19 protein-coding genes are annotated in these 17072 nt (G+C 65.9%); 9 read left to right on the top strand and 10 right to left on the bottom strand.

Annotated features, from left to right (window positions below; genetic code table 11):
• Positions 1-59: 59 nt before the first annotated feature.
• From gshB to rsmI, 8 genes are all read right to left on the bottom strand, one after another.
• Positions 60-1004 (bottom strand): glutathione synthase, encoded by a 945-nt coding sequence (gene gshB / locus EV665_RS08975; protein ID WP_064332346.1) that lies wholly within the window; start codon positions 1002-1004, stop codon positions 60-62.
• Between the two features lie 72 nt (positions 1005-1076).
• The gene (locus EV665_RS08970) at positions 1077-2069 is read right to left on the bottom strand and encodes an endonuclease/exonuclease/phosphatase family protein (RefSeq protein ID WP_133033856.1); all 993 of its coding nucleotides are present in this window, start codon (positions 2067-2069) and stop codon (positions 1077-1079) included.
• Entirely contained in the window at positions 2066-3184 is a 1119-nt protein-coding gene (locus EV665_RS08965) for a sn-glycerol-3-phosphate import ATP-binding protein UgpC (protein WP_133033855.1), read from the bottom strand. Before EV665_RS08965 ends, EV665_RS08970 begins: the two co-directional genes overlap by 4 nt.
• A gap of 13 nt (positions 3185-3197) precedes the next feature.
• Entirely contained in the window at positions 3198-4040 is an 843-nt protein-coding gene (gene ugpE, locus EV665_RS08960) for a sn-glycerol-3-phosphate ABC transporter permease UgpE (protein ID WP_064332343.1), read from the bottom strand.
• Positions 4041-4053: 13 nt separating this feature from the next.
• Complete coding sequence (locus tag EV665_RS08955) at positions 4054-4935, bottom strand: ABC transporter permease subunit (protein ID WP_064332342.1); 882 nt, start codon at positions 4933-4935, stop codon at positions 4054-4056.
• 170 nt (positions 4936-5105) lie between these two features.
• Positions 5106-6404 (bottom strand): extracellular solute-binding protein, encoded by a 1299-nt coding sequence (locus tag EV665_RS08950; protein WP_133033854.1) that lies wholly within the window; start codon positions 6402-6404, stop codon positions 5106-5108.
• A 102-nt stretch (positions 6405-6506) separates the two neighbouring features.
• The gene (locus EV665_RS08945) at positions 6507-6875 is read right to left on the bottom strand and encodes a YraN family protein (RefSeq protein WP_133033853.1); all 369 of its coding nucleotides are present in this window, start codon (positions 6873-6875) and stop codon (positions 6507-6509) included.
• Positions 6865-7791, bottom strand: coding sequence for a 16S rRNA (cytidine(1402)-2'-O)-methyltransferase (gene rsmI / locus EV665_RS08940; RefSeq protein ID WP_133033852.1), 927 nt, complete (start codon positions 7789-7791; stop codon positions 6865-6867). Before rsmI ends, EV665_RS08945 begins: the two co-directional genes overlap by 11 nt.
• Positions 7792-8025: 234 nt before the next feature.
• Here rsmI and dnaN point away from each other — a divergent pair, with 234 nt between their 5' ends.
• The 6 genes from dnaN (at position 8026) to EV665_RS08910 (ending at position 12658) form a co-directional block, all read left to right on the top strand.
• The gene (gene dnaN / locus EV665_RS08935) at positions 8026-9144 is read left to right on the top strand and encodes a DNA polymerase III subunit beta (protein ID WP_133033851.1); all 1119 of its coding nucleotides are present in this window, start codon (positions 8026-8028) and stop codon (positions 9142-9144) included.
• A gap of 215 nt (positions 9145-9359) precedes the next feature.
• On the top strand, positions 9360-9962 hold the full coding sequence (gene pmtA / locus EV665_RS08930) for a phospholipid N-methyltransferase PmtA (RefSeq protein ID WP_133033850.1): 603 nt from the start codon (positions 9360-9362) through the stop codon (positions 9960-9962).
• An 8-nt stretch (positions 9963-9970) separates the two neighbouring features.
• Positions 9971-10552: a histidine phosphatase family protein gene (locus EV665_RS08925; RefSeq protein WP_133033849.1), complete on the top strand. Its 582-nt coding sequence runs from the start codon at positions 9971-9973 to the stop codon at positions 10550-10552.
• A 2-nt stretch (positions 10553-10554) separates the two neighbouring features.
• Complete coding sequence (pyrF, locus tag EV665_RS08920; protein ID WP_133033848.1) at positions 10555-11253, top strand: orotidine-5'-phosphate decarboxylase; 699 nt, start codon at positions 10555-10557, stop codon at positions 11251-11253.
• 16 nt (positions 11254-11269) lie between these two features.
• Positions 11270-11557, top strand: coding sequence for a DUF1330 domain-containing protein (locus tag EV665_RS08915; RefSeq protein WP_064332335.1), 288 nt, complete (start codon positions 11270-11272; stop codon positions 11555-11557).
• A 120-nt stretch (positions 11558-11677) separates the two neighbouring features.
• On the top strand, positions 11678-12658 hold the full coding sequence (locus EV665_RS08910; RefSeq protein WP_133033847.1) for a complex I NDUFA9 subunit family protein: 981 nt from the start codon (positions 11678-11680) through the stop codon (positions 12656-12658).
• A 123-nt stretch (positions 12659-12781) separates the two neighbouring features.
• On the opposite strand, the gene EV665_RS32285 is transcribed toward EV665_RS08910, so the two are convergent.
• On the bottom strand, positions 12782-12955 hold the full coding sequence (locus tag EV665_RS32285) for a hypothetical protein (RefSeq protein WP_162853012.1): 174 nt from the start codon (positions 12953-12955) through the stop codon (positions 12782-12784).
• A gap of 136 nt (positions 12956-13091) precedes the next feature.
• Positions 13092-13898 carry an undecaprenyl-diphosphate phosphatase gene (locus EV665_RS08905; RefSeq protein WP_064332333.1) on the bottom strand — a complete coding sequence of 269 codons (807 nt, stop codon included), beginning with the start codon at positions 13896-13898 and terminating at the stop codon, positions 13092-13094.
• Between the two features lie 186 nt (positions 13899-14084).
• Between EV665_RS08905 and EV665_RS08900 the strand changes: the two genes are divergently transcribed.
• From EV665_RS08900 to EV665_RS08890, 3 genes are read left to right on the top strand one after another with little or no spacing between them, the layout of a single operon-like run.
• Positions 14085-14777, top strand: a complete 693-nt coding sequence (locus tag EV665_RS08900) for a glutathione S-transferase family protein (RefSeq protein ID WP_064332332.1) — start codon at positions 14085-14087, stop codon at positions 14775-14777.
• Positions 14778-14787: 10 nt separating this feature from the next.
• Positions 14788-15933, top strand: coding sequence for a tRNA epoxyqueuosine(34) reductase QueG (gene queG / locus EV665_RS08895; RefSeq protein ID WP_133033846.1), 1146 nt, complete (start codon positions 14788-14790; stop codon positions 15931-15933).
• Positions 15930-16805, top strand: a complete 876-nt coding sequence (locus EV665_RS08890; protein ID WP_133033845.1) for an SDR family NAD(P)-dependent oxidoreductase — start codon at positions 15930-15932, stop codon at positions 16803-16805. Before queG ends, EV665_RS08890 begins: the two co-directional genes overlap by 4 nt.
• The last annotated feature ends 267 nt before the right edge of the window (positions 16806-17072 follow it).

The following is a 17072-nucleotide window of genomic DNA, read 5'->3' as shown; positions in this document are numbered from 1 at the left end:
GGCGGGACGTTCGCGAACGGGACGTCCCGCAAAGGCCCTTGCGACGGGCGGCAGGCGGCTCAGCGCTTGCTTTCGATGGCGTCCCACAGCAGCGCGGAGATGTCGGCGCCGCCGAATTTCCGCACCTCGCGGATGCCGGTCGGCGAGGTCACGTTGATCTCGGTCATGTAGTCGCCGATGACGTCGATGCCGACGAAGAGGAAGCCGCGCTCGCGCAGCGCCGGGCCGATGCGGGTGCAGATTTCCTTCTCGCGCGCCGTCAGCTCCGTCGGCTCCGGGCGGCCGCCGGCATGCATGTTGGAGCGGGCGTCGTGTTCGGCGGGCACGCGGTTGATGGCGCCGACCGGCTCGCCGTCGACAAGCAGGATGCGCTTGTCGCCCTTGCGCACGTCCGGCAGGTATTGCTGGGCGATGAAAGGCTCGCGGAACATCTGGCCGAACATTTCGAGCAGCGAGGAAAGGTTGCGGTCGTCCTTGGTGGAATGGAAGACGCCGGCACCGCCATTGCCGTAGAGCGGCTTCAGGATCATGTCGCCCATCTCCTCGCGGAAACGGCGGATTTCAGCCGGGTCGCGGGTAATCAGCGTTGCCGGCATGAGGTCGGCGAATTCGGTGACGAAGATCTTTTCCGGCGAGTTGCGCACCCAGGCCGGATCGTTGACGACAAGCGTCCTGGGGTGGATGCGCTCCAGGAGATGCGTCGAGGTGATGTAGGACATGTCGAAGGGCGGGTCCTGGCGCAAGAGCACCACGTCCATCGTCGCGAGGTCGACGCGCTCGGGGGCGCCGAGCGTATAGTGGTCGCCCTTGACGTCGCGCAGCTCCATCGGCTCGACGGCGGCGTAGACCTTGCCGTCGCGCAGGCTGAGGCGGTCGGGCGTGTAGTGGAACAGCCTGTAGCCCCGGTTCTGCGCCTCCAGGCTCATGGCGAAGGTGGAATCGCCGGCGATGCTGATGGTCGACACATGGTCCATCTGGACCGCGACGTTCTTGATCTTTGCCATGAAAAGTCCCCTCAGGAATGCCCGACACATTTAGGATGCGGGCGGCGCGATGGCAACGGGCCTCGCGCGGGGTCAGGCGAAGCCGTCGATCCGGCAGGTGATGAGGTCGTGGTCGGAGAGCGGCCGGCCGGTGGGGGAGAGCGAGGACACGATGCGCGTATCGCAAACCGCAAGGCCGCGCGAAAAGAACCAGTCGAGCTTCATGGTCCGCTCCGGCCAGCGCGTGATGAGGCTCGGGCGTGTCGTCATCCCGTCCAGCGGGCCGCCGTGGCGGGTGAAGCCGCGCTCGGCCGCACGGGCGAAAAGCCCTTCCGCCTCGAAGTCGCCGCCGGCATGGTTGCCGGTGTTGAGATCGCCGCCGATGAGGACGGGATGGCCGGGGAAGGCCGCGTCGAGGGCATCGATCAGGCCGACCATCTGGCGTTCGCGATAAGCGGCCGTCGTGGCGCTTTCGAAATGGGTGGAGACGAGAACGAGCGGGCCGGCTTCCGTGTTGACGACGGCGCCGATCGCCATGCGCTCGCCGAGACGCGGCTGGTCGACCTCGCCCATGAACCACAGACGCTCGCCCTCCAGCCGCAGCAGGAAGGGCGCGTGCAGCGGCACGGTGGCCATGAGGCCGTTGCCGTGCAGGCCGCGGCGGTTGAACCGGTCCTTGCAGAATTCCAGCTCCGTATCGGAACCGAGGCCGAGCTCGATGAACTCGACGCCGTAAAGATAGGCCATACCGAGATCGCCGGCGACCTCGGCCGTGGTGTGGCGCTGGCGCGTGCGGGCCATGCCGTCGTCCATTTCGGAGAGCAGAACGATCTCGGCACCGGTGGCGCCGAGATGTTCGGCGCTTTCGAGCGGAAAGAGGCAGCGCTCGAGGTTCCAGGCGGCGACGGTGAAGGGGAAGGGCAGCGGTTCGGCGCGTTCGGCCCGGCCGCCTTTCTCCACCGCGTTCATGCAGGCAAGCGCCGCCATGCGGGCATCGTGCGCGGAGATGGTTTTTTCGAGATCGGCTATCGCCGCGCGCTCCGCCGGGGTAGGGGCGGTCAGTCTGTCGACGGTGCTGCGGATCATGATGCGGCGGCCTCCAGGGCCGGGAGGCCGCCGGCAAGGGTTTCCGGGCGGTCGTCGCCCGGCCTGTCGATCCGCCGGCCGCTGGCGCTGTCGAAGAAATGCAGCCGCGACGGCGTAATCGAGAGCGAGACGGTTGCCGGCAGCGGGTTTTCCGAGGAGACCGCAGCGACGAGCGGCTGGTCGCCGACGAGGCCGTGCACGAGGCGCTGGGCCCCCAGTTCCTCGACATAATCGACCCGGAAGGGCAGGCTGCCCTCCCCCTCCGGATGGAGGCGCAGGTCTTCGGCGCGCAGGCCGACGGTGACAGTGCCCTGCGTCGGCACCGTGGCGCCGAGATCGATGAGGGCGGGGCCGAGGGCGAGCTTGCCGCCATGCACTTCGCCGCTGACGAGGTTCATGGCCGGCGAACCGATGAAGCTGGCGACGAAGGTCGTGGCGGGGCGATGGTAGACGTCGAGCGGGCGGCCGATCTGCTCGATCCGGCCGCCGGAGAGCACGACGAGCCGGTCGGCGAGCGTCATCGCCTCCAACTGGTCGTGGGTGACGTAGATCGAGGTCGTGCCGACGCGGCGCTGCAGGCGCTTGATCTCGCCGCGCATGGAGACGCGCAGTTTGGCATCGAGGTTGGAGAGCGGCTCGTCGAAGAGGAAGGCGGAGGGTTTGCGCACGATGGCGCGGCCCATGGCGACGCGCTGGCGCTGGCCGCCGGAGAGCGCGCGGGGCTTGCGCTCCAGATAGGGCTGGAGTTCGAGCATGCGGGCGGTCTCCGCCACGCGCGCGTCGATCTCGGCCTTCGGCGTGCGGCGGTTCTTCAGGCCATAGGCGAGGTTTTCGTAGACCGTCATATGCGGATAGAGCGCATAGTTCTGGAAGACCATGGCGATGTCGCGGTCGGCCGGATCGACGTCGTTGACGACGCGCGGGCCGATCGCCACCTCGCCCTGGCTGATCGTCTCCAGCCCCGCGACCATGCGCAGCAGCGTCGACTTTCCGCAGCCGGAAGGGCCGACGAGCACGATGAACTCGCCGTCGGCGATGTCGATCGAGACGGCGCTGACGGCGGTCACGCCGCCATTGTAGACCTTGGATACGTCCTTGATGCTGATCGCCGCCATGGGACGCGCCCTCCTATTTGTCGCTTTCGGTGAGACCCTTGATGAACCACCGCTGGAAGATCAGCACGATCATGACCGGCGGCAGCATGGCGAGGATCGCCAGCGCAAAGGCCTCGTTGTAATCGGGGATGTTGGAGCCCACCCAGACGAGCAGGATCTGCTTGATGCCGCGCACCAGCGTGAAGAAGCGCTCGTCCGTCGTCATCAGCGTCGGCCAGAGATACTGGTTCCAGCCATAGACGAACATGATGATGAAGATGGCGGCGATCATGGTACGCGAGAGCGGCACCAGCACGTCGATGAAGAACTTGAACGGCCCGGCGCCGTCGATGCGCGCGGCCTCCAGCAGCTCCTCCGGCACGGACTTGAAGAACTGGCGGAAGAAGAAGGTGCCGGTGGCCGAGGCCAGCAGCGGCACGATGAGGCCGGTATAGGTGTTCGTCAGCGAGAGCCTGTTCATCACCTCGTAGGAGGGAAGGATGCGCACTTCCAGCGGCAGGAGCAGCGTCGTGAAGATCATCCAGAAGAACAGCGTGCCGAGCCGGAAGCGGAAATAGACGATGGCATAGGCGGCGAGCATCGACAGCACGATCTTGCCGGCGGCAAAACCGATGCCGAGGATCAGCGAGTTCCAGATCATGCGCGCGCCGGTGATCTTGCCGGTGAAGCCGCCTTCCCGCGTCAGCACGGTGTTGTAGGTCTCGGTGAAGTGGCCGCCCCAGGCTAGCGAGAGGCCGTTGCGGTGGATGTCGGCCGCCTCGTGGGTGGAGGTCATGAAGGCGACCACCACGGGGGCGACCATGACGAAGACGCCGAGCATGAGAACGAGGTGATCGAGGAGACGGATGCGGTTCATGGCGGGCGCCCTCTCAATTGTAGTGCACGCGCCGCTCGATGAAGCGGAACTGGAAGATAGTGAGCACGAAGACGACGATCATCAGGATGACCGACTGGGCCGAGGAGCCGCCGAGGTCGTTGCCGCGGAAGCCGTCCATATAGACCTTGTAGACCAGCGTGATCGGGTTGTTGGCCGCCTTGTCCTTCACCATCACGTCGATGACGCCGAACGTGTCGAAGAGGGCGTAGGTCATGTTGATGACGAGCAGGAAGAAGGCGGTGGGCGCGAGCAGCGGCAGCGTCATCGTCCAGAAGCGCCGCGTGCCGGAACGGCAGTCGATGGCGGCAGCTTCCCGCACGGAGGCCGGAATGCTCTGCAGGCCCGAGAGGATGAAGATGAAATTGTAGGGGATCTGCTTCCACACCGACACGATGATCATGGCGATGGCGGTGTCGTTGTAGTTGAGGCCGACCTTCATGTCCCAGCCGAAGAGGGCGGCGAATTTCACCAGCGGGCCGATATGCTGGTCGAAGAACATCATGCCCATCAGGCCGGCGACCGGCGGGGCGATGGCATAGACCCAGATCAACAGCGTCTTGTAGGCGGCGCTGCCCTTCAGCACCGCATCCGCCTTGACGGCGAGCAGCATGCCGATCCCGAGCGACAGGAAGGTGACGAGCGCGGTGAAGACCACGGTGAAGCGGGCGATCGCCTGGTACTGCGCGGAGCCGAGCGCATCCGAATAGTTCGACAGGCCGACGAAGGTGGAGCCGAAGCCGAAGGGATCTTCGAGATAGAAGGACGACTGGATCGCCTGGACGGACGGCCAGTAGAAGAACACGAAGATGATCGCCATCTGCGGCGCAAGGAAGAGATAGGGCAGATAGGGCGAGGAGAATTGCACGCGCTTCATGTCGTGGCCTTTGTAGGAGCGGGAGAAGCGGGTGAGTGCCCCTCACCCCAACCCTCTCCCCGCAAGCGGGGAGAGGGAGAGGAACCGTTGCGGCTCGTGTCCTTCTCCCCGCCTGCGGGGAGAAGGTGGCCGGCAGGCCGGATGAGGGGCCTGCCGAAGCCGGAGCCCTGTCAGCCGGCGGTCTTGGCGAAGCGGGCGAGCAGGTCGTTCGCTTCGGTCTCGATCGTCTTCATGGCGTCTTCGACCGAGGTTTCGCCGGCGAAGATGCGGCCGTATTCGCGCTCCATGATCTCGCGGATCTGCGGGTAGAAGCCGAGGCGGTAGCCCTTCGACCAGTCGCCCGAGGGCAGCATGAGCTGCTGGATGCCGACTTCGGCGACCGGGGTCTTCTCGTAGTAGCCCTCGGACTTCGTCAGTTCGTAGGCCGCCTTGGTGATGGCGACGTAGCCGGTGGCCTGGTGATAGAACTTCTGGATTTCCGGCGAGGTCAGGAACTGGAAGAAGTCGGCCGTGCACTTGTTCTCTTCGTCCGACTTGCCGGACATGGCGAACAGCGCGGCACCGCCGATGAACGAGTTGGTGCCGGCGCCTTCAATGCCCTGCCAATAGGGCAGGAAGGCCGCGGTGAACGGCTTCTGCGCGGTCTTCTGGAGGCCGCCGAACGAACCCGACGAACCGATCCAGAAGGCGGCCTTGCCGTCCTCGAAGAGCTTCTGGTTGTCGTTCCAGCCGGCGCCGAAATAGCCGAAGTAACCCTCGTCGGCCCAGGCCTTCAGCTTGGTGAACATCATGACGAGGTTCGGGTCCGTCATGTTGATCTTCGTGTCGGTGACCGAATCGTAGCCGTTGTTGTTCGTCGCGAACTGGATGTTGTTGCGCGAGAAGAAGTTTTCCGTGAACTGCCAGGTGAGCTGCGACTGGACGAGCGGCAGGTAGCCGGCTTCCTTCAGCTTCGGCGCGATCGCCTCGAACTCTTCCCAGGTCTTCGGCGCTTCGACTCCGGCCTTTTCGAGGGCCTCGGTGTTCACGTACATGATCGGGGCGGAGGAGTTGAACGGCATGCCGACGAACTTGCCGTCCGGCGCGGCGTAGAAGTAGCGCACGCCTTCGATGAAGGCTTCGCGGTCGAACGTGTGGCCGGCGCCGGTGATCAGGTCTTCGGCCGGGATGACGGCGCCCGGAGCGTTGATGATCGTCGCCGCGCCGGCGTCGAAGACCTGCAGGATGTTCGGCTGTTCGCCCGAGCGGAAGGCGGCGATGCCGGAGGCGAGCGCTTCCTCGTAGGTGCCCTTGGAGACCGGCGTCAGGGCGCAGGCCGACTGGGCGGCGTTGAACTTCTGGGCGACTTCGTTGATGACCTCGCCGTTGCGGCCGGCCATGCCGTGCCACCAGGTGATGTTGGTGGCGGCCATCGAGGCCGAGGCGGAAAACGCGAGTGCGAAACCTGCGAGGGAAAGCGGCTTGAACATGGGTTGCTCCTCTTCACCGGATTTGGTGTGAGGGTGCACTAATGAGCGACCGTGACGGGCGCGTTACGGTTTCATGTCAGTTTCGTTACATTTTCCTTTTGATCAAAACGCATCCGGCAGATGCCGGGGAAGCCGCCAGGGACGGATGGCGACAATGTCGTACCGGAGGGAGAGGCGGTGGCCGTCGGGCTGGCGCGACAGCCAGATTTCGCTGGCCGCGCGGATGCGCCCTTGCGCGGTTCCGGTGACGGCGAAGACGGCGCTGCCGACATCGCGGCGCGCCTTCACCTCGACGCAGACGACGAGGTCGCCGCGCCGCGCGATGATGTCGATCTCGCCGAGCTTCGTGCGGTAGCGGATCGCGCGGATGCGGAAGCCCTTGGCGGCAAGGTAGAGCGCGGCGATGTATTCGGAGACGTGTCCGCGGCGAAAGGCCTTCAGCCGGCCCGGATCCGCCGGCCTATTGCCCATCGCCGCCCTTCAGGTCGATGAGGCGCTGGTAGAGGTCGCGCCGCGGCAGGCCGGTCTGCCGCGCGGCCTCGGTGGCCGCCTTGCCGGCCGGCATGTCCCTGACGAGCGCGGCAAGCAGCCGGTCGACATCCTCCGCCTCGGGCGCGGCCGCCGCGCCCGGCGGGCCGATGACGAAGACGATCTCGCCCTTGACGGTGTGGCCGTCGCCATAATGCGCCGACAGCTCCCCGAGCGTTGCGCGGCGGAATTCCTCGAAGGTCTTGGTCAGCTCGCGGCAGACGCAGGCCGCCCGCCCCTCCCCCAGCACCTCGGCCGCCGCCGAGACCGTCGCGGCGATGCGATGCGGGGATTCGAAGAACAAAAGCGTCGCCGGCACGCCCGCAAGCTCGGCCAGGCGATCGCGCCGCGCCTTGTCCCTGGACGGCAGGAAGCCGGCAAAGAAGAAGGCCTCGTTGGGCAGGCCGGAGCCGACGAGCGCGGCAAGCGGGGCGGAGGCGCCGGGGATGGGCACGACGCGGTGGCCCGCCGCAATCGCGAGCAGCGCCAGCCGGTATCCGGGATCGGAAACGAGCGGCGTGCCGGCATCGGAGACGAGGGCGACGGACCTGCCCCCGTCCAGCGCGGCGATGAGGCGCGGGCCCGCCTCGTCCGCATTGTGCTCGTGATAGGCATAGGGCCGGTTGACGATGCCGTAGCGGTCGAGCAGCACGCGGGTGACGCGCGTGTCCTCGCAGGCGAGCACGTCGGCGCCGGCGAGCGTTTCGAGCGCCCGCAGCGTGATGTCGGAGAGATTGCCGATCGGCGTCGCGACGAGATAGAGCGCCGGCTCCAGCGGCCGGGCGGGGATCACGGCATTGTGCAGGCGGAAAGTCTTCGCGCCCTCGCCCCCGCCGTTTGCCGCACCCTCGTCCCGCATCGCCCGTCACCTTTCCAGCCGCTGGACGGCCGCATGTCTTCATCCTTATGGGCGAGCGGGCAGGCCCTCGCAAGGTCCGGCGGTTGACTATCCTGTGTTCCACGCCGTTAGCACTTGCAAAGTTCCGCATGTTTCTGCCATTTTGCCCGTCCACATCTTCCGGCGCCCGCCGGGATTTCAAGGCAATGCCGCGCCGGGCCTCCGGCGTGCTAGCGGTCGAAAGCGGTACAGTTCATGCGCATTACTCTCGAGCGGTCCAATCTTCTGAAGTCGCTGAACCACGTCCATCGCGTGGTCGAACGGCGCAACACGATCCCGATCCTCTCGAACGTGCTGTTGCGCGCGGACGGCGCCAGCCTCGACATGAAGGCGACCGACCTCGACCTCGAAATCACCGAGGCGACGCCCGCCCAGGTCGAGCAGGCCGGCGCGACGACCGTCCCGGCGCACCTGCTCTACGACATCGTGCGCAAGCTCTCGGACGGTTCGGAAGTGCTGCTCGCCACCAGCGCCGACGGCGCCTCGATGACGGTCGCCTCGGGCCGCTCGAAATTCTCGCTGCAATGCCTGCCGCAGTCCGATTTCCCGGATCTCACGGCCGGCAGCTTCTCGCACACGTTCCGCCTCAAGGCGACGGACCTCAAGATGCTGATCGATCGCACCCAGTTCGCGATCTCGACGGAGGAGACCCGCTACTACCTCAACGGCATCTTCATCCACACGATCGAAAGCAACGGCCAGCTCAAGCTGCGCGCCGTCGCCACCGACGGCCATCGCCTGGCCCGCGCCGACGTGGAAGCCCCTTCTGGCTCCGAGGGCATGCCGGGCATCATCATCCCGCGCAAGACGGTCGGCGAACTGCAGAAGCTGGTCGACAATCCGGACCTGACCGTCACCGTCGAGGTCTCGGACGCGAAGATCCGCTTCACCATCGGTTCGATCGTGCTCACCTCCAAGCTGATCGACGGCACCTTCCCGGATTACCAGCGCGTGATCCCGACCAACAACGACAAGGAACTGAAGATCGACTGCCAGTCCTTCGCCCAGGCCGTCGACCGCGTCTCCACCATTTCCTCCGAGCGCGGCCGTGCCGTGAAGCTGGCGCTCGGCGACGGCCAGCTCACGCTGACCGTCAACAACCCGGATTCGGGCAGCGCGACGGAAGAACTGCCGGTCGGCTACGACAGCGACCCGCTGGAAATCGGCTTCAACGCGAAATACCTGCTCGACATCACCTCCCAGCTCTGCGGCTCGGAAGCCGTGTTCATGCTGGCCGATCCCGGTTCGCCGACGCTGGTGCGCGATCTTGCCGGCGACGACGCGCTCTACGTGCTCATGCCGATGCGCGTATAGGCGCAGCGATATCGCAAAGCATTCTGGAACCCGCCGGTCACCCGGCGGGTTCTTTTTTCATCGCTGGCGGCCTCCTGAGAAACTTGCAGGCGACGGCGCAATCAGACTTGTTTTTGACGCAAACCGCGTCACATATTCGGTAAGGGCCGGGCGAAGCAGCGGGCATGAAACCCCTCACCGGCCATGTTTGGAGTGCTACCATGAAGGGGGATGGCATGACGTTGCGTGTGAAGGTCAAGGAACGGCTCGGCAAGAAATTCGACGACGAGATCCGCTTCTTCAAGGGCTGGATGAGCAATACGCGAGCCGTCGGTTCGATCATCCCCACCTCTTCGGTCACCGCGCGCCGCATGGCGAGCGTCATCAATCCCGCCTCGGGTCTTCCCGTGCTCGAACTCGGGCCGGGCACCGGCGTCATCACCAAGGCGATCCTCGGCACCGGCCTTGCGCCGGAAAAGCTGACCTCGGTCGAATTCTCCACGGATTTCTACAACCACCTCGTCGCGCGCTTTTCCGGCGTCAACTTCATCAATGGCGATGCCTTCGACCTCGACAGGACGCTCGGCGATCTTCGCGACGCGACCTTCGACAGCGTCATCTCCGCCGTGCCGCTGCTCAATTTCCCGATGCACAGGCGCGTGTCGCTGATCGAGGACCTGCTCTCGCGCGTTCCCGCCGGCCGGCCGGTCGTGCAGATCTCCTATGGCCCGCTCTCCCCCGTCGTCGCCATGCCGGACCGCTACCAGATCAGCCATCTCGATTTCGTCGTGCGCAACATCCCGCCGGCGCAGCTCTGGACCTACCGCCGCACCCATTGAGGGCGGCGATGTTCGCGCTCTACATCACCCACCCGCAGGTCGCCATCGACCCGGCCGTGCCGGTGCCCGACTGGGGGCTCTCCGAGCGCGGCCGCGAGCGGGCCCGGCTCGCCGCCTCGGCCGGCTGGGCGCGGCAGATCGGCCGTTTCGTGGCGAGCGCCGAGCGCAAGGCGATCGAGACGGCGGAGATCCTTGCCGCCGGCCGCCTTGCCGTCGAGACCGACCATGCCATGGGCGAGAACGACCGTTCCGCCACCGGCTACCTGCCGCCCGATGCCTTCGAAGCCGCGGCCGACAAATTTTTCGCCCATCCGGAGCGGAGTTTTCGCGGCTGGGAGCGCGCGGTGGACGCGCAGGCGCGCATCGTCGCCGCCGTCGAGCGCGTGCTGGCCGGGCATGACCCGGAAATCCCCATCGCCTTCGTCGGCCATGGCGGCGTCGGCACGCTGCTGAAAGGATATCTCAGGGGCACGCCCATCCGCCGGGACGGCGACCAGCCGGGCGGCGGCGGCAATCTTTTCGCTTTCGGCCTTGCGGACCGCATCGTCACATGCGACTGGACGCCAATGGAATCTTGCAAGGGGTTTTGACCATGTCCGCGCGCGACCGCCTGATCGTTGGCCTCGATGTACCGACCATCGCGGAGGCGGAAAAGGTGGTCCGGACGCTCGGCGACACCGCCCTCTTCTACAAGATCGGCTACCAGCTCGTCTTTGCCGGCGGGCTGGAATTTGCCCGCGACCTCGCCAGGGACGGCAAGAAGGTCTTCCTCGACATGAAGCTGCTCGACATCGACAACACGGTGGCCAAGGGCGTCGAGAACATCGTCAAGATGGGTATGTCCATGCTGACGCTGCACGCCTATCCGAAGGCCATGGCCGCCGCCGTTTCCGCCGCCAAGGGCTCCGATCTCTGCCTCCTCGGCGTCACGGTGCTGACCTCCATGGATGCCAAGGACGTCATCGACGCCGGCTACGAATACGATCCGCACACGCTGGTGCTGCGCCGCGCCGAACAGGCCCGCATCGCCGGCATGGGCGGCGTCGTCTGCTCCGCCGAGGAAGCCAGGGCCGTGCGCAAGATCGTCGGCCCCGACATGGCGATCGTGACCCCCGGCATCCGCCCGGCCGGCGCCGATCTCGGCGACCAGAAGCGCGTCATGACCCCGGCCGATGCGCTGAAGGCCGGCTCCAGCCACCTCGTCGTCGCCCGCCCGATCGTCAAGGCGGACGATCCGCTTGCCGCGGCCAAGGCGATCCTCGCCGAAATGGACGGCGCACGCGCAGCATAACAAAAGGGAGAGAGACATGCCCAAGGGTTACTGGATCGCACAGGTCGATGTGCGCGACACCGAACGCTACAAGGACTACGTCGCCGCCGCCAAGCCGGCCTTCGAGAAGTACGGCGCGAACTTCATCGCCCGCGGCGGCGCCTTCGCGCAACTGGAAGGCCGCGTGCGCGCCCGCAACGTGATCATCGAGTTCCCCTCGCTGCAGGCCGCTGTCGACTGCTACAATTCGCCGGAATACCAGATCGCCGCCGCCATCCGCCAGGAAGTGGCGGACGCGGAAATGGTGGTCGTCGAGGGCCTCTGAGCCGGCCATCCCGGCTCCCGGAAAAACCCGGCACAAGAGACGCTTCGCCGCGCTTCACCTTGCGAACGCTTTGGGCTATGTAGGCGCTACCGACCTACAATGTTCTTCAGGAGCAGCCTCATGACCTTGTCCAACCTTCCGCCGCTCGTCACAGTCTTCGGCGGCTCGGGCTTCGTCGGGCGTCATGTGGTGCGCGCGCTGGCGCGCCGCGGCTACCGCATCCGCGTCGCCGTCCGCCGGCCGGACCTTGCCGGCTTCCTGCAGCCGATCGGCGGCGTCGGCCAGATCTCCTTCGTGCAGGCGAACCTGCGCTACCGCCAGTCCGTCGACCGCGCCGTGGAAGGTGCCGACCACGTCATCAACTGCGTCGGCATCCTCTTCGAGAGCGGCCGCAACAATTTCGACGCCGTGCAGGATTTCGGCGCCCGCGCGGTGGCGGAAGCCGCCCGCGCCGCCGGTGCGAAGCTCACCCACATCTCCGCCATCGGCGCCGATGAGAACTCCGCGTCCTCCTACGCCCGCACCAAGGGGCGCGGCGAAACGGCGGTGCTGCGCACGGTTCCCGATGCCGTCATCCTGCGCCCCTCCATCGTCTTCGGCCCGGAGGACGGCTTCTTCAACAAGTTCGCCACCATGGCCCGCTATGCGCCGGCCCTGCCGCTGATCGGCGGCGGCCACACCAGGTTCCAACCGGTCTACGTCGCCGACGTCGCCGAAGCCGTCGCCCGCTCGGTGGACGGCACGATCGAGCGCGGCCGCATCTACGAGCTCGGCGGCCCGGAAGTGCTGACCTTCCGCCAGTGTCTCGAGTTGATGCTGCGCATCGTCGACCGCAAGAACCCGCTCGTCTCGCTGCCCTTCGGCATCGCCTCGCTGATCGGCTCCATCGCCTCGCTCGTGCCCCTTATCAAGCCGCCGCTGACGGCCGACCAGGTCACGCTGCTGCGTGTCGACAATGTGGTCTCCGACGCCGCCCGCAGCGAAGGCCGCACGCTCGAAGGCATCGGCATCGAGCCGGCGCTCGCCGAAGCGATCCTGCCGAGCTACCTCGTGCGCTACCGCCCGCAGGGCCAGTTCACGCGGATCGACCGCACCGCTTGACCGATTTCCATCCCGAAGAACCGGCCGGCACGGGGCAATCCCGCGCCGGCCGGTCCGTTTTTTTCGAAGCGCTTTGGGCGGGCTGTTGCACTTATGCAGCGGTTAAAAAAATCACTGCGGCATTTACGCGCGATTCAGCATGTCGCGATATTGATTGTCTTCGGACCAGCGAATAAACACCGCCCCCGTCGCGTCGTACTGATGACAGTTCTGCGGCGTATTTTCAGGACTTTGAGAGGCTTCCGGCGCAATGGGCAAGGCAATTGCAATCTTCTTCGGATTTTCGGCTCTGATCATCGTGGCCGGATCCTTTGCCGCGCCGTCGACGGTCTCGGCCGGCAAGCACGGCTGTTCGCCGGCCTACGGCGTCGATCCCTGCACGACCGCCTCGGTCAAGTAAGGGCCGGCCGGCCAGAGCCGGCCGCAACAATCTTCACCCGAAGATCAGAAGGCCGATCAGGCCCAGCGTTCCCACGACGATCCGCCAGATGGCGAACAGCGTGAAGCCGCGGCGCGAGACGAAGTCGAGCAGCGAGCGCACGACGAAGAGACCTGCCACGAAGGCTGCGACGAAGCCGACGCCGATGACGAGAAGGTCGTCGGACGAAAGCGCGTCGCGGTTCTTGTAGAGATCGAGCGTGAAGGCGCCGACCATGGTCGGCATGGCGAGGAAGAAGGAAAACTCCGCCGCCGAGCGCTTGTCCGTGCCCATCAGCAGGGCGCCGGCGATCGTCGCGCCCGAGCGCGAGGTGCCGGGGATCATGGCCAGGCACTGGAAAAGGCCGATCTTGAAGGCGAGCGACGGCGGGTACTTCATCGCATCCGTATAGCGCGGCTGCAGCGGCAGGCGGTCGATCACATAGAGGATGACGCCGCCGACGATCAGCACGATGCAGATCAGCATCGGGGTTTCGAAGAGCACCGTCTTGATGAAATCATGCGCCAGCGCGCCGATGACGGCGGCCGGCAGGAAGGCGATGAGCACGCTGACGACGAAGCGCCGCGCCTCCGGGCTCGACGGCAGCGCAAACGCGATCCTCAGCAGCTTCGCCGCATAGACGGAGAGGATCGCGAGGATCGCGCCGAGCTGGATGAGCACGGCGAAGGTGTTGCCCGGCGACTTGAAGCCGAGGAAATGCCCGGCGAGCAGGATATGGGCGGTGGAGGACACGGGGATGAATTCGGTCAGGCCCTCGATCAAACCGAGAATGAGGGCGCTGACGATGGACTGGTCTGCCATGGAGGTTCCTTGGGGAAAAGGGGAGGAAAGCCACGAAATGAAGCGGACATACGGCAAAAAGCCCGATTCGCTTGTGTTTGTACCACCAAATTTCTATAGGTTCGTCAAATCAGCCATGGTCAAATCAGCCCGCATGCGCGCTCGACCCGGCCACAGCCCCTTCCGCAAGACCAGCAAAGCAGCCTGATGCCCACACTCTACCATCACCCGATGTCCGCCGCCTCCCGCTTCGTCCGCCTCATCCTGGCGGAATACGGGTTCCAGACGGAGCTTGCCGAAGAACAGCCCTGGGAAAACCGCCGCGATTTCCTCGCCCTCAACCCGGCCGGCACGCTGCCCGTCTATGTCGACGACAGCATGCGGGCGCTCTGCGGCGCGAGCATCATCTCCGAATATCTCGACGAAACGCACGGCGTCCTGAAACGCGACCGCCGGCTGCTCGCCGAAGACCCCTTCCAGCGCGCGGAAATCCGCCGCCTGACGGAATGGTTCCTGCAGAAGATGGAGCAGGACGTGACGCGCCCGCTGGTGCGCGAGCGCATCTTCAAGCTGCAGATGACGCCGGACCAGGGCGGCGGCCCGCCGGACAGCAAGATCCTGCGCAATTCACGCGCCAATATCCGCCAGCACATGAAGTATCTTTCCTGGCTCGCCGGTTCGCGCACCTATCTCGCCGGCGATCGCCTCTCCTATGCCGACCTTGCCGCCGCGGCCTGTCTTTCGGTGCTCGACTATATGGGCGAGATCAACTGGGCGGACGCGCCGCAGGCCAAGGACTGGTACCAGCGGCTGAAGTCCCGCCCCTCCTTCCGCCCGCTGCTGGCCGAGCGCGTGCGCGGCGTCACCCCGGTCTCGCATTACGCGGACCTCGACTTCTGAGGACGGGACGATGTCGGGCGACGACAGGATCCGGCGCCGCCTGACCGACTTCCTCAAGGCGGAAGCGGCGGACAAGGGGTTCGACCTCTGTCGCATCACCGGCCCCGATTCCATTCCCGAGGCGCCGCCCCGGCTCGCCGATTTCCTTGCCGCCGGCTATCACGGCACCATGGACTGGATGGCGGAGACCGAGGCGCGGCGGGCCGATCCGCGTGTCCTGTGGAGCGAGGTGCGCTCCGTCGTCCTCTTCGGCATGAACTACGGCCCTGCGCACGATCCGCGCGCCGTGCTTTCCATGCCCGACCGGGCGGCGATCTCCGTCTACGCGCAGAACCGCGACTACCACGACCTCATCAAGGGCAAGCTGAAGGAAGTGGCAACGCGCTTTGCCGCGCGCGGCGGGGTGGACGTGAAGGTGTTCGTCGATACGGCGCCGGTCATGGAAAAGCCGCTCGCCGCCGCCGCCGGGCTCGGCTGGCAGGGAAAACACACCAACCTCGTCAGCCGCACGCACGGCTCCTGGCTCTTCCTCGGCAGCCTCTTCACCACGGCCGACCTTGTCCGCGACGAGCCGGAGCGCGACCATTGCGGCTCCTGCCGCGCCTGCCTCGACGCCTGCCCGACCGACGCCTTTCCCGCGCCCTACAAGCTCGATGCGCGGCGCTGCATCTCCTACCTCACCATCGAGCACAAGGGACCGATCGATCCCGGCATCCGCGAGAAGATCGGCAACCGCATCTATGGCTGCGACGATTGCCTGGCCGCCTGCCCCTGGAACAAGTTCGCCGCCGCGGCCTCGCAGATGAAGCTCATCGCCCGCGAGGAACTGAAGGCGCCGGCGATCGCCGATCTTCTGACCTTCGACGATGCCGGCTTCCGCGCGCATTTCTCCGGCTCGCCGGTCAAGCGCATCGGCCGCGACCGCTTCGTCCGCAACGTGCTGATCGCCGCCGGCAATTCGGGCGACCGCAGCCTGATCGCACCCTGCCTCCACCTAGCCGACGACGCGTCGCCCGTGGTGCGCGGCATGGCCGCATGGGCGCTTTCCCGGCTGATGGCGGCTTCCGAATTCGGGAAATTTGCGGCAGGAAGGGCGCACGACGCGGACGCGGACGTGCGCGCGGAATATGAAAGAGCAAAGGCAGACTGTCGATGACGCATCTCCTGATCCTCGGCGCCGGCTTCTCCGGCAGGGCCATCGGCCAGACCTTCAGGGCGGCCGGTTTTTCCGTCTCCGGCACGACGCGCTCGACGGAGAAGGCGGAGGGCCTTCACGCCCTCGGCATCGCGCCGATCCTCTACGACGGCGGTCCGATCCCCGAGGCCCTTGCGGCCGACATGGCGCGCGCCACCCATGTCGTGCAGTCCATCGCGCCCGGCAAGGAGGGCGACCCGCTGTTCCGCCCCGGCACGCCGTCGATCTCCGCCCTGATGCCGAAACTCGCCTGGGCCGGCTACCTCTCCACCGTCGGCGTCTACGGCGACCACAAGGGTGGCTGGGTGGACGAGGACACGGTGCTGAACCCGGTTTCCGCCCGCTCCATCGAACGGGTGGAGGCGGAGAACCACTGGCTCGACTTCGGCAGGGCCTCGGGCCTGCCCGTTGCCGTGCTGCGCCTTGCCGGCATCTACGGGCCGGGCCGCAATGCGCTGCGCAACATGGAAGAGGGCACCGCCCGCCGCCTCGTCAAGAAGGACCAGGTGTTCAACCGCATCCGCGTCGAGGACATCGGCGGCGCGGCCCTCTTCCTTGCACAGAAGTCCCTCGGCGGCCTCTGGAACATCACCGACAACGAGCCCGGTCCGCCGCAGGACGTGGTGGCCGAAGCTGCCTGGCTGATGGGCCTGCCGGTGCCGCCCGATATTCCGTTCGAGACGGCGGAACTTTCCCCCATGGCCCGGTCTTTCTACGGGGAGAACAAGCGCGTCTCGAACGCCAAGCTGCGTGCTGCCGGCTTCGAATTCCGCTTTCCCGACTACCGCCAGTCGCTCGCCGAGCTCCATGCGTCCGGCCGCTGGCGAGGTTGAAGGGCGAGGCCGGCAGGACCGGTTTTTGCGATTTAATACAACCTTTAATTTATCTGCCTCATTTTTGCCGCCGAATTCCTGCGCAGCAATCGCTAATATTTAAAGTTTTTTCCGAGAATTTGCACGATTGTCGGATGGACATTCCAACTTTCAAGTCAAATCAGTTTAGTCACTGATTCAGAAGATTCTTTTTCGTCACACGGATGCAGGTGAAAAATCCATCGCCGGCGATGGACTGTATATCCTGCGGCCTCCCCACAGCAATTG

Source organism: Shinella granuli (assembly GCF_004341885.1).
In the GTDB taxonomy this organism is placed as follows: Bacteria; Pseudomonadota; Alphaproteobacteria; order Rhizobiales; family Rhizobiaceae; genus Shinella; species Shinella granuli.
The sequence above is the reverse complement of the archived record's forward strand: the minus strand, read 5'-3'. Positions and strand labels throughout refer to the sequence as shown.

Excerpts from the sequence above, each read along its gene's own strand:
- EV665_RS08955 (WP_064332342.1), bottom strand. The coding sequence starts at position 4,935 with ATGAAGCGCGTGCAATTCTCCTCGCCCTATCTGCCCTATCTCTTCCTT.
- EV665_RS08945 (WP_133033853.1), bottom strand. The coding sequence starts at position 6,875 with ATGGGCAATAGGCCGGCGGATCCGGGCCGGCTGAAGGCCTTTCGCCGC.
- EV665_RS08900 (WP_064332332.1), top strand. The coding sequence starts at position 14,085 with ATGCCCACACTCTACCATCACCCGATGTCCGCCGCCTCCCGCTTCGTC.
- EV665_RS08970 (WP_133033856.1), bottom strand. The coding sequence starts at position 2,069 with ATGATCCGCAGCACCGTCGACAGACTGACCGCCCCTACCCCGGCGGAG.
- EV665_RS08925 (WP_133033849.1), top strand. The coding sequence starts at position 9,971 with ATGTTCGCGCTCTACATCACCCACCCGCAGGTCGCCATCGACCCGGCC.
- EV665_RS08905 (WP_064332333.1), bottom strand. The coding sequence starts at position 13,898 with ATGGCAGACCAGTCCATCGTCAGCGCCCTCATTCTCGGTTTGATCGAG.
- EV665_RS32285 (WP_162853012.1), bottom strand. The coding sequence starts at position 12,955 with ATGATCAGAGCCGAAAATCCGAAGAAGATTGCAATTGCCTTGCCCATT.
- pmtA (WP_133033850.1), top strand. The coding sequence starts at position 9,360 with ATGACGTTGCGTGTGAAGGTCAAGGAACGGCTCGGCAAGAAATTCGAC.
- gshB (WP_064332346.1), bottom strand. The coding sequence starts at position 1,004 with ATGGCAAAGATCAAGAACGTCGCGGTCCAGATGGACCATGTGTCGACC.
- EV665_RS08890 (WP_133033845.1), top strand. The coding sequence starts at position 15,930 with ATGACGCATCTCCTGATCCTCGGCGCCGGCTTCTCCGGCAGGGCCATC.
- EV665_RS08950 (WP_133033854.1), bottom strand. The coding sequence starts at position 6,404 with ATGTTCAAGCCGCTTTCCCTCGCAGGTTTCGCACTCGCGTTTTCCGCC.
- rsmI (WP_133033852.1), bottom strand. The coding sequence starts at position 7,791 with ATGCGGGACGAGGGTGCGGCAAACGGCGGGGGCGAGGGCGCGAAGACT.
- EV665_RS08910 (WP_133033847.1), top strand. The coding sequence starts at position 11,678 with ATGACCTTGTCCAACCTTCCGCCGCTCGTCACAGTCTTCGGCGGCTCG.
- queG (WP_133033846.1), top strand. The coding sequence starts at position 14,788 with ATGTCGGGCGACGACAGGATCCGGCGCCGCCTGACCGACTTCCTCAAG.
- EV665_RS08965 (WP_133033855.1), bottom strand. The coding sequence starts at position 3,184 with ATGGCGGCGATCAGCATCAAGGACGTATCCAAGGTCTACAATGGCGGC.
- ugpE (WP_064332343.1), bottom strand. The coding sequence starts at position 4,040 with ATGAACCGCATCCGTCTCCTCGATCACCTCGTTCTCATGCTCGGCGTC.
- EV665_RS08915 (WP_064332335.1), top strand. The coding sequence starts at position 11,270 with ATGCCCAAGGGTTACTGGATCGCACAGGTCGATGTGCGCGACACCGAA.
- dnaN (WP_133033851.1), top strand. The coding sequence starts at position 8,026 with ATGCGCATTACTCTCGAGCGGTCCAATCTTCTGAAGTCGCTGAACCAC.
- pyrF (WP_133033848.1), top strand. The coding sequence starts at position 10,555 with ATGTCCGCGCGCGACCGCCTGATCGTTGGCCTCGATGTACCGACCATC.